The organism is Clostridium sp. D53t1_180928_C8 (genome assembly GCF_015667795.1).
Classification (GTDB): domain Bacteria; phylum Bacillota; class Clostridia; order Clostridiales; family Clostridiaceae; genus Clostridium.
In genome coordinates, this window is the sequence record NZ_JADPEL010000019.1 from 1 (window position 1) to 14,228 (window position 14,228).

The window sequence follows — 14,228 nt, forward strand, 5'->3', positions numbered from 1 at the left end:
GTTTTTTCTTGTCATTAAAAAACCTCCTAAAAAATCTTTATAGTATATTATTCCAAATCTACCAACTTATCATACAAAAAGAGAGTAGATAGATTTGTGTTTTACACAAATTCATCTACTCTCCCTATTTAAAGGAATTAAGCTTTGTTTACTGAACCGAATAATTCCATTTTTTCTTTAACTGTAGCTTTGATAGCTTCGAATCCAGGATTTAATAATTTTCTTGGGTCAAATCCTTTTCCTTCTTTATCTTTTCCAGCTTCAATGTAAGCTCTTGTAGCTTCTTGGAATGATAATTGACATTCAGTGTTAACGTTGATCTTAGAAACTCCTAAAGATATAGCTTTCTTGATCATTTCTTCTGGAATTCCAGTACCACCGTGTAATACTAATGGCATGTTTCCACAAGCGTTGTTTATTTCTTCTAAAGCATCAAAAGCAAGTCCTTGCCAGTTTGATGGATATTTTCCGTGGATGTTTCCGATACCAGCAGCTAACATAGTAACTCCTAAATCAGCTATTGATTTACATTCTTGAGCATCAGCAACTTCACCTTTACCAACAACTCCGTCTTCTTCTCCACCGATTGATCCAACTTCTGCTTCTAAAGATAATCCTTTTTCTGCAGTAACTTTAACTAATTCAGTAGTCTTTTCGATGTTTTCAGCGATTGGGTAGTGAGATCCATCAAACATAACTGATGAGAATCCAGCTTCCATAGCTTTGTAGCATCCTTCGTAGCTACCGTGGTCTAAGTGTAGAGCAACTGGTACAGTGATGTTTAATTCTTCTAACATACCGTTAACCATTCCAACGATAGTTTTGTATCCACACATATATTTTCCAGCACCTTCAGATACTCCTAAGATTACTGGTGAGTTATTTTCTTGTGCAGTTAATAAAACAGCTTTAGTCCATTCTAAGTTATTGATGTTGAATTGACCAACAGCATATTTTCCTTCTCTTGCTTTGTTTAACATTTCTTTAGCTGAAACTAACATGGCAATACCTCCGTGTATTTTAAAATATTATAGAGAATTCGTTAAGTTTTACTTAATGTTATAAAATTAACAATTATGTATATCAATTTATTCTCCATTGGTTATTATACCTTAAAATAATAAGAATGAAAACAAAAAAATAAGTAAATTAACTTTAATGATAGTCTATGAATATCATATTTGTTTTCTAAATTAAGTTAAAATAAAGAAAATATGATATATTAAATAAAGAAATATTTTTTATTTATTATATAGTTTAAATTTAAAATTATAGTTTAATATAATAAATATTAAAGAACTTAGGAGGAAAATATGTTAGCTGATTTACATATACATAGTTATTATTCAGATGGTACAATGTCACCAAAAGAAATAGTAAGAGAGGCAAGGAATAGAAATTTAGGAATAATTGCAATAACTGATCATGATGTTTTAGATTCTTATGAAGAAGTAAAGCATGAAGCTGAAAAAGAAGGAATTGTTGCAATAAGAGGAGTTGAAATAGATTCAATTTTTGAAGGACATTTAGTTCATTTATTAGCATATAAGTTTAATGATAATGAAAGATTTTTTGAGTTAGTAAATAAAGCAAAAAAAGAGTTGCTAGAAACTAGTATTGAGCTTATAAGAAGAATGGAAAAAGATTATGAAAATATATCTCTAGAAGATTATAATGCTTATGAGTATGATAGAAGAAAAGGTGGTTGGAAGGGAATACACTACCTATTTGATAGAAAAATTACAGAAGGTCTTTTTGATGGAATGAAACTTTATGGTAAATATGAATGTGGTCATGAAAAGTTTAATTTTCCAAGTGTAAAGGAAGTTTGTGATATTACTCATGAAGCAGGGGGATATGTAGTATTAGCACATCCATGTAATTATTATAAAGAAAAAACTAAAGAAGAAATATTAGAAAAGCTTGAAATATTAAAATCAGAAGGAATTGATGGAGTTGAATGTTATTATCCTGCAAATAGTGAATTAATGACAGAAACATGTTTAGAGTTTTGTAAGAATAATGATTTAATAATAACTGCTGGATCTGATAGTCACGGGGATTTTGGTGCAGTAAGCAAGGGGATAGAGTATTATTTAGGTGCAGTTAAGGCTGATGATACTATTTTAAATTTAAAAAAAATATTGTAATTTATTAAGAATAGGAAAGAACTGTTATAACAAGTATTAGTTATAATAGTTCTTTTTTTATTATTTATAATTAGTTATTAATGGATAACTATTAATGATAATATTGCATATTTTATAGTAGTTTAGGAGGAGATATTATATGTTAAATAGTATAAGTGTAACTTTGATAAATGAAGTAAATCAAGAAATATCATCTGATATAGATGTTTTAAATATTAAAGGAGAAGGATATGGAAAAATATATTTAGAAGATAGAAACTCGGATTTAACTATAAATATGAGCAATGTAAAATTGGGAACAGATGAAAAGGGTGGATACTTAGATTTAAGTGGAGGAATGCAAGGACATATTACAATAAATGCAATTGGAGAAAATATTATAAATGCAGGAATGGTCAATTTAAATTATGTACCTGCGAATGATGTAGAAGTAAATGCGGCTATTAGAATTTCAAAGGGAGTAATAACAACTATAATATGTGGAGAAGGAAACTCATTAACATGTATAGGTGAGACTTTAGTTTATAAAGAAGGAGTTACGCCAGAATACAAAGCAGGAGCTGGAATAGGAGGTTCTAGTGGGGATACTTGTGGGACAATAATAGTTAATTGTGAAGGTAAAATAACAGCTATTGGAGGAGTAAGTGCAGCAGGAATTGGAGGTGGATCTGGAGGAGATGGAAATAATATAACTATAAATATTATTAATGGAGGAACTGTTGAAGCTATTGCGAGTTATGATGTAAATGGTAATGGAGGCGCTGGAATAGGTGGTGGATGTGGCTACTTAAATTCTAAAATCAATAATTTTGAAGGTGGAAATAGTGGAACTATTACTATAAATGCACAAGGTAAGGGTGAAAGTTTGGCTAATATTATTTCTATAGGTGGTCATTGTGGTGCAGGAATAGGTGGAGGTGCATATGGAAATGGTAGTGGAAGTATAATTCAAGTCTCATGTGAAGGGTGTAAAGATAGTGGTAAAGAAATAGAAATAAGTAAAGGTGAAGGAATAACAATAAACCTAAATGGAAATTCGAAAATTCAGGCTAGTTCTTTATATGGCGCAGCAGGGATAGGCGGAGGTGCAGGACTTTTGCCTAAAGATGAAAGTAGTGATGTTTTTATTGGAGGCAATGGTGGAGTTATAAATATTATGGGAACTTCAAGTGATAGCATTATTGCAATTGGAGGAATTCAAGGAGCTGGAATAGGTGGGGGCTCTAATGGAAATGGTGGAAATATAACTATTGGAGGAGAGTTATTTATTAACGCTCAAGGTGGAAATAATGCAGCTGGTATAGGTGGAGGATACGCGTTAGAATATTTTGGAATAAACTGTATTTGTGGAAATGGAGGAATTATAGAAATTAATGGGCAAGTAAATATAGATACAAGTGGTAGTTATGGAGGAGCAGGAATTGGTGGAGGTTTTAATGGAAAAAGTGGACAAATAATAATAAATAATTGTAATGAAATAAATGCAACTGGCGGTTATGGGGGAGCAGGAATTGGTGGAGGATTACATGGCCAAGCACAATGTATAGAAGTAAAATCAGGAAATGTAATTAATGCAATAGGTGGAGTAGGAATTATTGAAACTATAGATAATGACGGCAATCGTATAACTCAATATTGTGGTGGTGGGGCAGGCGTTGGTGATGGTACATTTGGATATAATACAACTGCTGTAAAATATGGAGATAATGCTGAGATTGATATAGCAGGTGTAAATAATTTAACTGCTAGTGGTGGATCTTATGGAGGAGCAGGAATTGGTGGCGGTAGTGAATGTAGTAGTGGGAAGATAGTTATAAATAATTGCAATTATATTAATGCAACGGGAGGAAATGCAGCTGCAGGAATAGGGGGAGGAAACAGAGGTAATTCGATAGATATAAAAATAAATAATGTAAATAATATTATTGCAAGTGGAGGAGAAGAAAGTGTTGAAGATAGTATTTATGGGGGCGCTGGCATTGGAGGAGGAGGATTTGGAAATAATATAGCTATAAAAGTTTCTGGTTGCTCAAAGCTTTCTGCTATTGGAAGTGGTGGAGGTGCTGGAATAGGTGGAGGTGCTGGAAATAGTGGAGATGATAATGATGAGGGAAATATACTTGGTGGATATGCAGGCAATATAGATTTAAATGATTGTCAGTGGATATTAGCTAATGGAAGTAGTGAGTTTATTAATGGATTTAATAGAGGAAGTTCAGGAATAGGGGGTGGAGCATTTGGAAATGGTGGTTATATAAACTCAAGTAATTGCGACAGTATAACAGCTATTGGTGGTTTATTCGGAGGTTCTGGTATAGGTGGTGGTTATACTGGATGTTATCATAATATTGAAATAGTTGGATTTGAGATATTGGAAGCCAAAGGAAATTCAGAAGCACAAAATATAGGTGTAGGTGATAATTGTCCTATAGAATGTTTGAATCTTGTAAAAAGTTCTAAAAAGAAACCTATTATTAGGCAAAGAATAAAAATAAATAGAGGAATTAATTTGTTTAAAGTAAGTAAAATTTAATTTTAATATTTATATAATAAGTTATAAGGGGATGCCGTTAAAAAGTAATAGGTATTCCTTTATAACTTGTAAGGTTGATTAAAATAAAAAAACTATTATATTTATAATTTATATTACACATAATATAAATACTGTTAAAAAAATAGGGGTATAGTATTATGTTTAATAAAAAAATAATAAAAAGCGTATTAAAAGTTGTTTTTATTTTTATATTAATTTTCAGTAGTGATATATTAGTTAAGGCTAACATTTTATCTAATACTAAAATTCTTGCAATAGGTTCGTACTCTTCAGGAAATAAATGGGAAAATTCTATTTTAAAGGGATTTGAAAGTAGTAATAACAATAAATATATAGTAAAGTATGAATTTTTAGATAGTAAGGTTTCAGAATCTAAGGAGTATGACGATAGTTTTATTAATTTTTTAAATGTTAAATATAGAGAGGCTAATATTGATTATATAATCGCTCTAGATGATGAGTCATTTAAATTAATTAGAAGTAATTTATTTAGTGAAGAATTATTTACATATAAGAAAAAAATTATTTTTGTGGGAGTAAATGAGTTTATACAGTTAAATGAGGATGAAGGAAATTATATTACTGGGATATTAGAATATCAAGATAATTTACCTATAGTAAATACAATATTAACAGCAGGGAAAAATATTAAGGATATATATCTAATTTTAGATAATAGCATTTATTGTGATACTGTAAAACAGGAATTTACCAAAATCATTGATATGGCAGAAAAAAAGTTTGAATATCATATTATCCAAGATACAAACTTTGACTCTATAAAAAAACAATGTAAGAAAATTCCTGATAGAGATTGCGCAATATATTTATGTGGTACATTCAAGGACTGTGATGAATCTAATATTATTCAACCAGATGAAGTTATAAGAGAGATTAAAAGGATAAGCAATGCACCTATTTATGCAAAATTAGAAGAGTATATTTATGCAGGGGCAGTTGGAGGAATAGTTAATGATGGATATAAACTAGGGGAGGTTACATATACTCTTTTAAACAATATTGTATCAGAAACTTATAAATATACTATACTACCAGTACATGATACATTTAGTTTGCCGATTTTTAATTATAATGCCATAGTTGAATATGATATTAATCCTTTTAAGTTGCCATCTGACAGTAAAATCATTAATAAAAAGCCATTTCAGTTATTATTACCTAAATACTTAATTATAATAGTGTGGTTCTTGATTTTATTAGCTATATTAGGTGTTGTAGGATTAATTTATTTATATATAATAAATAAAAGAAAAGCTAGGGAAAACAAGTTATTACTAGTAGAATCAGTTGAAAGGGAAAAGATAAAAACTGATTTTATTGTTACAATTTCTCATGAGCTTAGAACGCCTTTAAATATAATAATAAATGCAACTAATCTATTAAAAATGAAGTTAAATGATAGAGAGTTTGATAAAAGTTTTTTTGATGAAAGATTAAATTATATAATGAAAAATGCTAATAGATTACGTAGATATATTAATAATTTAATTGATGTAAGCAAACTAGAAATGGGATATATGGATGCTAGGTTTACTAATGAAAATATAGTTAGCGTAGTTGAGGATATAACATTAACTATTGTAGATTTAGCTAAGTCATTTAATTTAAATGTAGTTTTTGATACTGAAGAAGAGGAAATAATAATGGCTATAGATAAGGTTAAGATGGAAAGAATTATTCTAAATTTATTATCTAATGCTATAAAGTTTACTAATGATGGTGGAAAGGTTATGGTTTTTGTAAAAAGGGAAGCCGACAATGTTATTATAGAAATTTGTGATGATGGTGTTGGAATGTCTGAAGATATAAAAGAACATTTATTTGAAAAATTTAAGAGGGCAGACTTAAATGATGGATTTAATAGAAAAAATGAAGGTAGCGGTTTAGGATTATTTATAGTAAGAGGATTAGTAGATTTACATAATGGAAAAATAGAGGTAAAAAGTAAATCGAATGAAGGAACTAAATTTATAATTTCATTGCCTATAAGAATAGTAGAAGATAGAGAAAATGAAAATTTAATAGAGTATTCATCTTTAGAATACATGTTTGAAATGGAATTTTCGGATATTGATAAAAAGGAATAATATTTAATAAAAGGAATAAAAAAAGACTGTATAAAATTATACAGTCTTTTTGGTGCTGAAGACCGGAATCGAACCGGTACGGTATCGCTACCGCAGGATTTTAAGTCCTGTGCGTCTGCCTGTTCCGCCACTTCAGCAGGCAAGAATTATTGTAATATGATATTAGGAATAAGTCAATAGAAAAATTAAAAATAATAAAAAATATGTAATAGTTATAAAAAAAATGATAATATAAAAGAAATATATTTATGGAAATTGGTGAGCTATTATGAATAAGGTGTTTGAAGTACTTCATAAGTATTATGGATATAATTCATTTCGAAAGGGTCAATATGAAATTATAAACAATATATTGAAAAAAAGAGATACATTTTGTATTTTACCAACAGGTGGGGGAAAATCAATTTGTTATCAGATTCCAGCGCTTTTGTTTAGTGGTGTTACTATAGTTATTTCGCCATTAATTGCTTTAATGAAGGATCAAGTTGATAATTTAAAAGCAAATGGAATAAATGCTGAATATATAAATAGCACTAAAAATTTAGAGAATATAGATAGAATTATGGATATGTGTAGGAATGATAAAGTAAAATTACTTTATATTGCACCAGAAAGACTAGAAAATGAATTCTTTAAAAAGAAACTTAGGAAACTTAATATAAGTCAATTAGCTATAGATGAAGCTCATTGTGTATCAATGTGGGGACATGATTTTAGAAAAAGTTATGGGTTAATTAATGATTTTATAAATTCTTTAATTATTAGACCTGTAATAACAGCTTTCACTGCTACAGCAACAGAAATAGTTAGAAAAGATATTGTTAATCTTTTAGGCTTAAGAAATCCTTATACATATATAAGCAGTTTTGATAGAGATAACTTATCAATAAGAGTACATATTGAGGAAGATAAATTAGAATTAGTAAAAGATATTATTAAGGATAAAGAAAATGAGGCTGGAATTATTTACTGTGCTACAAGAAAGGAAGTTGAAGGATTACATTTTTATCTTAAAGATTTGGGATATGATGTATTAAAGTATCATGGTGGACTAAAAGATGAAGAAAAGGAATATTATCAAGATGAATTTTTAAATGAAAGCTCTAATGTTATGATTGCAACTAATGCATTTGGAATGGGAATAGATAAGTCAAATGTAAGATATATAATTCATTTTACAATTCCTAAAAATATAGAAAGTTATTATCAAGAGATTGGTAGAGCCGGTAGAGATGGAGCTATATCAGAATGTCATATTTTATTTAATAGAAGTGATATTAGGACTCTTGAATATTTGATATATACAACAGTTCAAATAGAGAGAAAAGAGTCAGAAATAAAGAAGCTTCAAAAGATGATAGACTTTTGTGAGAGTAAGGAGTGTCTAAGAGCTTTTATTTTAAAATATTTTGGTGAAGAAAATGTTAGGGATTACTGTAACAATTGTAGTAATTGCTTAAATAGTGATGAGCTTAGAGATTATACTATAGAGGCTCAAAAAATATTATCTTGTGTATATAGAACTAGAGAGCGTTATGGAGTAGCGGTTCTTATAGATGTACTTAGAGGAATGGTTGGACCTAAGATAGTTAATGATAAATTAAATGAGTTAACTACATATGGAATAATGAAAGAATATAGCAGTAAGTTTATACGAGACTTAATAAAGGCATTGATTGATTTTGGATATGTCAGTCTAAAGGATGGAACGTATTCAATGCTGAAATTAAATGAAAAGTCATACAGTATTTTAAAGTCAAAACAAAAAGTAATGTTTAAGTTAAGTTATCAAGATGAAGAGAAGATTATTAATAGTGAGTTATTTAATAAGTTAAGATTATGGAGACGAGATACTGCTATTAAGGAAGGAGTAAAGCCATATATAATTTTTTCTGATGCAACATTAATTGAATTATGTAATAAATTACCTCAAAATGAGAAGGAGCTTTTAGAAATACGAGGTATGGGTGAAAAGAAATTTAATAAGTATGGAGAAGAAATTTTAAAAAAACTAAAAAGTTAAAATATTATAAAAGATAAGTAATTCCTTATAAGTAAAATTGCAATATTGTAATTTTACTTATAAGGAATTTTTATTATTAATAAAGTTAATTGAGCATGTAGTGTAATAATTTTAAAAAATATGTTTAGTTAATAATAATTATAAAATTTAAACATATAAAATATAGAGAAGTGTAAATAAAAAAATAGGAATATAACTATTTAATACAATAATATATTAGATTAAAGGGGAGGGATGAGTCTATGAACTTCAAGGAATTTATAACTACAGATAGAGAAAATAGAAATAATGAAAAATTTGAAGGGACATTTTTGGATTACTTAGAAATTGTAAAACAAAATCCAGATGTAGCAAAACTTGCACATAAGAGGTTATATGACTTTATTATGAGTAAGGGAGTAGATGTTTTAAAAGGCGATGAGCACCCAAGAATAAGAAAAATATATGGTAATGAAACAATTAGAGAATATGGATATTTTAAAGAAGATTTCTTTGGAATTGATAAAATTCTAATGAAGCTAGTTAATTATTTACACTCTGCATCTATGAAAGGTGAGGAATCTAGACAAGTTTTATACTTAGTAGGACCTGTTGGAGCTGGTAAATCATCATTAGTAGAATCTTTAAAGAGCGCATTAGTTCAATGTGAACCAATATATTCTTTAAAAGGTTGCCCTATGCATGAAGAACCTTTACATCTAGTACCAAATCACTTAAGACCTAAGTTTAATGAAATGTTAGGTGTTCAAATAGAAGGAGATTTATGTCCTGTATGTAAATATAGATTACTTCACGAGTTTAATGGAGAATATGAAAATTTCCCTGTTGAGAGAAAAGGATTCTCTATAAGATCAAGAAAGGGAATTGGAGTTGTTCCACCGGTTGACCCTAATAATCAAGATACTTCAATATTAACAGGTTCTGTTGATATTTCTAAGATGGATATGTATCCAGAAGATGATCCAAGGATATTCTCATTAAATGGTGCGTTTAATGTTGGTAATAGAGGATTAGTAGAATTTATAGAAGTATTTAAAAATGATGTTGAATATCTACACACAATTATAACTGCAACACAAGAAAAATCTATACCATCACCAGGTAAAGGGTCAATGATTTACTTTGATGGATTAATAATAGCTCACTCAAATGAAGCTGAATGGAATAAGTTTAAATCAGATCATACTAACGAAGCTATATTAGATAGAATTGTAAAAATCGAAGTTCCTTATTGCTTAGAGCTTGAAGAGGAAATTAAGATTTATGAAAAGATATTAAGAAAGAGTAACTTTAATGCTCATATAGCACCACATACAATTGAAGTTGCTGCTATGTTTGCTATACTTTCAAGATTAACACCTTCTGCAAAGGTTGACCCAATGACTAAGCTTAAGATTTATAATGGTGAGGATTTAGTTGAAAAGGGAACAACTAAGAAAATTGATATTTCAGAATTAAGAGAAGAAGCTGGTCCTTATGAAGGAATGAAAGGAATTAGTACAAGATTTATTATAAAGGCAATTGATAATGCACTTTCAAATTCAGAGTATGATTGTATAAATCCATTAAGCATAATGGAAAGTATAATTAAATCTATTAAAGATATGGATATAGCTGCTGATGATAAGAAGAAGTATTTAGCATTTATTCAAGATACTATACGTAAAGAATACAATAAGATATTAGAAAAAGAAATAACAAAGGCATTTATTCATTCATTTAGAGAACAAGCTGAAAGTCTTTTCAATAATTATATAGATAATGCTGAGGCTTTTGTTAATAAAACTAGAATTAAAGATGCTCAAACTGGTGAAGAATTAAATCCAGATGAAGAATTTATGAGAAGTATAGAAGAACAAATAGGAGTATCAGAGGCTTCAAGTAAGGGATTTAGAGCTGATGTAACATCTTATATGTTCTATCTAGTAAGAAATGGATCAAAGATAGATTATAAATCTTATGAACCTCTAAAAGAAGCTATAGAAAAGAAACTTATAACATCTGTAAGAGATTTATCTAGAATAATTACTAAATCAAGAGTTAGAGATAAAGAGCAAACTGAAAAATATAATGCCATGGTTGATGAAATGCAAAAGAATGGATATTGCCAACACTGCTGCGATGTAATTCTTAAATATGCCGCTAACAACTTATGGAAGGATTGATAAGGAATGGCTATATTTAGAGATAATACTATAAATCCTGTTGAACATGATAGAAGTATTGAGGATAGAAGAAGACATAGGCAGTTGGTGGAGAAATCTATTAAAGAAAATTTAGGAGATATACTATCTGAAGAAAGTATAGTTGGTGAAACTAAAAATAAAAAATTTAAAATTCCTATTAGAGGAATAAAAGAATATCAATTTGTATATGGTAGCAACAATAAAGGTGTTGCTACCGGTACAGGTGAAGAAAAACGTGGGGATAAAATAGGATCAGCTGATTCTTCAAGTGGTAAAAAGGGTAATAAAGGTGCAGGTAATTCTGAAGGTGACGATGTATATGAAACAGAAATAACTTTAGAAGAGTTAATGGATTATATTGTTGAAGACTTAGATTTACCTAATTTAGATAAGAAAAAATATTCAGAAGTTATTACTGAAAGTGCTAGTAGAAAAAGGGGATATCAAAGACATGGTATCAATCCAAGACTAGCAAAGAAAAAGACAGTTATGGCTAAAACGGCTAGAAAGCAAGGTAAAAAAAGGGCTTTGAAAGAAGCTGGGTTAGATACTGAATTAGAAAGATTTCCATTTAGAGAAGATGATATTAGGTATTATAGGGTAAAAACAAAACCTAAAAAAGAAAGTAATGCTGTAATGATATTTATAATGGACGTATCAGGTTCTATGGATAGTACTAAAAAATATTTAGCAAGATCATTTTTCTTTGTTTTATCTACTTTTATAAAGAGAAAATATAATAATATTGAATTTGAGTTTATTTCTCATACAACAGTTGCAAAGCAAGTTAATGAATATGAGTTTTTCCATAAGGCAGAATCTGGAGGAACATATATCTCTAGTGGTTTAAACTTAGCGTTAAAGCTTATTGAGGAAAAGTATTCTCCAGATGTTTGGAATATATATCCGGTGTATGCAAGTGATGGTGATAACTGGTCTGAAGACAATGAAAGAGCAATTGAATCTGTAAAGAAGCTTTGCGAAATAAGTAATATGTTTGGATATGCTGAATTATTACCATCAACTTATTCAACAACTATGTATTATAGATTTAATAAAGAAGTTTCTGATAAGAAATTTGTCTCTGTTATTGTTAAAGAGAAAAAGAATCTATGGGATGCTCTTAAGTTAATGCTAAGCAAGGAGCTGAGGGAGGATGAATAATGGAGTACACATTAAAGGAATTAGAAGAATGGAATGTGAAAATTGAAAAAAAAGCAACTGAATATGGACTTGATTATTATCCACAAGAGTTTGAGATTGTTGGATTTAATGAGATGTTAGCTTATGAGGCTTATGTTGGAATGCCATCTAAATATCCACATTGGAGCTATGGTAAGGCATATGAAAAAAGCAAGACACTGTATTCGTTAAATTTAACAGGATTACCTTACGAAATGGTTATAAATTCTAATCCGTCTCTTGCGTATTTAATGAAAGAAAATACGTTGCTTTTACAAATTCTAACTATGGCTCATGTATATGGACATAATGATTTCTTTAAAAATAATAGGTTATTTAGAGAAGGGACTAAGGCTTATTATACTTTAGAGATGTTTAAATTAGATGCGGATATAATTAGAAGCTATATAAATGATCCTAATATAGGATATAGTAGAGTTGAAAAGATTTTAGATGCAGCACATGCACTTAGATACCAAATACCAAGAGTAGTTGGTATGAAGGAATTAAGTGATGAAGAAATTAAAGAAAATTTAATAGAAGAGTATAATAGGAAAATTGAAGGTAGAGATATATTAAATAGTGATGAGGAAATACAGCTACCTGATTTAAGCAAAACACCTATAGAACCTTGTGATGATATTATAGGTTTTATAATTAAATATGGTTCTTTAGAAGAATGGGAAAAATCTATCTTAAAGATAGTTAAAAGGGAAACTCAATATTTTATACCACAAATTGAGACTAAGATAATGAATGAAGGATGGGCAAGCTATTGTCACTATAACATTTTGAAGAGTTTAAACTTACCAGATGGATTACATCTTGAGTTTATAAAACGTCATAATGATGTTATAGCACCTGCATTAGGTGGATTAAATCCATATTATGTTGGTTTCAAGGTATTTGAGGATATTGAGAAGCGATATGGAAGAGATAAGATGTTTGAAGTTAGATATATAGAAAGAGATAATTCTTTCTTAAGAAAATATTTAACTCAAGACTTATGTAGAGAGTTAGGTTTATTCCAATATGCAAAGAAGAGTTTTGAATTTGTGGTTGATGAAGTATCAGATGAAGAGGGGTGGAAGGTCATAAGAGATACTATGTCTGACTCCTGTGGAGTTGGATCTATTCCTTATATAAGAATTACTGATTTGAATAAGCGGGATGGAACTTTGACATTAGAACATGTTTTTGATGGAAGAGAGCTGGAGTTGCTTTATGCAAAGGAAACAATAAAATATTTATTTGATCTTTGGGGCCATAAGATTATATTAAAAACACATACTAAGGAAGGTAGAAGTATAGAAATAGTATGTGATAACGATAAAAGAGTAACAGTAAATTAAGATTAAAGAGAAAATGATGAATTAAAAATGAGAAGTAATATGTTTACTATCATTTATGATTCATCATTTTTGTATGTTTTGAATAGTTTAATATTAGAAATGCTTTAGAGGAGATTAAAATGGATTTAAAGGGAAGTAAAACTGAGAAAAACTTATATAGAACATTTGCAGGAGAAAGTAGAGCACGGACTAAATATAATTTGTATGCGGAGAAGGCAAGGGATGAAGGCTATGAGTGGATAGCACAAATCTTTGATGTTACAGCTATAAATGAATTGGCTCATGCAAGGAGAGTCTATAAAGAGTTTTTAAAATTAGTTTGTAGTACCAAAGAAAATTTAGTGGATGCAATATGTGGTGAAACAGCAGAGTATAAAGATTTATATGCTAAGTTTGAAAAAGAAGCAATAGAAGAAGGGTTTAATAATATTGCTGAATTTTATAAGGAGCTTAGAGAAGTAGAGGAAGAACATTCAGAAAGATTTAAGGATTTATATAATAAATTAGATAAAGGAACAATGTTTAGCGGACCGGAAGATTCTAAGTGGGTTTGTATGAATTGTGGATATATACATGAAGGGAAAGAAGTACCAGAAAAGTGTCCATTATGTGGATATCCAAAAGCTTATTTTAAACCATATTGTGAAATTAAAAATGTATAAGGAGTTATAAA

At 29.2% G+C, this 14,228-nt stretch carries 9 protein-coding genes and 1 tRNA gene; 8 read left to right on the forward strand and 2 right to left on the reverse strand.

Features of this window, described 5'->3' with window-relative positions:
* Positions 1–137 precede the first annotated feature (137 nt).
* Entirely contained in the window at positions 138–1,001 is an 864-nt protein-coding gene (gene fba, locus I4V51_RS12270; RefSeq protein WP_195988721.1) for a class II fructose-1,6-bisphosphate aldolase, read from the reverse strand.
* A 312-nt stretch (positions 1,002–1,313) separates the two neighbouring features.
* Between fba and I4V51_RS12275 the strand changes: the two genes are divergently transcribed.
* The 3 genes from I4V51_RS12275 to I4V51_RS12285 all read left to right on the forward strand — a co-directional run bounded on the left by I4V51_RS12275 (position 1,314) and on the right by I4V51_RS12285 (position 6,812).
* On the forward strand, positions 1,314–2,150 hold the full coding sequence (locus tag I4V51_RS12275; RefSeq protein ID WP_195988722.1) for a PHP domain-containing protein: 837 nt from the start codon (positions 1,314–1,316) through the stop codon (positions 2,148–2,150).
* Between the two features lie 139 nt (positions 2,151–2,289).
* Positions 2,290–4,683 carry a hypothetical protein gene (locus I4V51_RS12280; RefSeq protein WP_195988723.1) on the forward strand — a complete coding sequence of 798 codons (2,394 nt, stop codon included), beginning with the start codon at positions 2,290–2,292 and terminating at the stop codon, positions 4,681–4,683.
* A 158-nt stretch (positions 4,684–4,841) separates the two neighbouring features.
* Positions 4,842–6,812 (forward strand): HAMP domain-containing sensor histidine kinase, encoded by a 1,971-nt coding sequence (locus I4V51_RS12285; protein ID WP_195988724.1) that lies wholly within the window; start codon positions 4,842–4,844, stop codon positions 6,810–6,812.
* 50 nt (positions 6,813–6,862) lie between these two features.
* On the opposite strand, the gene I4V51_RS12290 is transcribed toward I4V51_RS12285, so the two are convergent.
* A tRNA-Leu gene (locus tag I4V51_RS12290) sits at positions 6,863–6,949 on the reverse strand.
* 131 nt (positions 6,950–7,080) lie between these two features.
* On the opposite strand from I4V51_RS12290, the gene recQ reads away from it, so the two are divergent.
* From recQ to I4V51_RS12315, 5 genes are all read left to right on the forward strand, one after another.
* A complete protein-coding gene (gene recQ, locus I4V51_RS12295; RefSeq protein ID WP_195988725.1) occupies positions 7,081–8,835 on the forward strand; it encodes a DNA helicase RecQ in 1,755 nt (584 codons plus the stop codon).
* A gap of 242 nt (positions 8,836–9,077) precedes the next feature.
* Positions 9,078–11,000: a PrkA family serine protein kinase gene (locus I4V51_RS12300; RefSeq protein ID WP_195988726.1), complete on the forward strand. Its 1,923-nt coding sequence runs from the start codon at positions 9,078–9,080 to the stop codon at positions 10,998–11,000.
* Positions 11,001–11,006: 6 nt separating this feature from the next.
* A complete protein-coding gene (yhbH, locus tag I4V51_RS12305; protein WP_195988727.1) occupies positions 11,007–12,185 on the forward strand; it encodes a sporulation protein YhbH in 1,179 nt (392 codons plus the stop codon).
* Positions 12,185–13,555 (forward strand): SpoVR family protein, encoded by a 1,371-nt coding sequence (locus I4V51_RS12310; protein WP_195988728.1) that lies wholly within the window; start codon positions 12,185–12,187, stop codon positions 13,553–13,555. Before yhbH ends, I4V51_RS12310 begins: the two co-directional genes overlap by 1 nt.
* A 119-nt stretch (positions 13,556–13,674) precedes the next feature.
* Complete coding sequence (locus tag I4V51_RS12315) at positions 13,675–14,217, forward strand: rubrerythrin family protein (RefSeq protein ID WP_195988729.1); 543 nt, start codon at positions 13,675–13,677, stop codon at positions 14,215–14,217.
* The last annotated feature ends 11 nt before the right edge of the window (positions 14,218–14,228 follow it).

Excerpts from the sequence above, each read along its gene's own strand:
- fba (WP_195988721.1), bottom strand. The coding sequence starts at position 1,001 with ATGTTAGTTTCAGCTAAAGAAATGTTAAACAAAGCAAGAGAAGGAAAA.
- I4V51_RS12285 (WP_195988724.1), top strand. The coding sequence starts at position 4,842 with ATGTTTAATAAAAAAATAATAAAAAGCGTATTAAAAGTTGTTTTTATT.
- I4V51_RS12315 (WP_195988729.1), top strand. The coding sequence starts at position 13,675 with ATGGATTTAAAGGGAAGTAAAACTGAGAAAAACTTATATAGAACATTT.
- I4V51_RS12280 (WP_195988723.1), top strand. The coding sequence starts at position 2,290 with ATGTTAAATAGTATAAGTGTAACTTTGATAAATGAAGTAAATCAAGAA.
- I4V51_RS12275 (WP_195988722.1), top strand. The coding sequence starts at position 1,314 with ATGTTAGCTGATTTACATATACATAGTTATTATTCAGATGGTACAATG.
- recQ (WP_195988725.1), top strand. The coding sequence starts at position 7,081 with ATGAATAAGGTGTTTGAAGTACTTCATAAGTATTATGGATATAATTCA.
- I4V51_RS12300 (WP_195988726.1), top strand. The coding sequence starts at position 9,078 with ATGAACTTCAAGGAATTTATAACTACAGATAGAGAAAATAGAAATAAT.
- I4V51_RS12310 (WP_195988728.1), top strand. The coding sequence starts at position 12,185 with ATGGAGTACACATTAAAGGAATTAGAAGAATGGAATGTGAAAATTGAA.
- yhbH (WP_195988727.1), top strand. The coding sequence starts at position 11,007 with ATGGCTATATTTAGAGATAATACTATAAATCCTGTTGAACATGATAGA.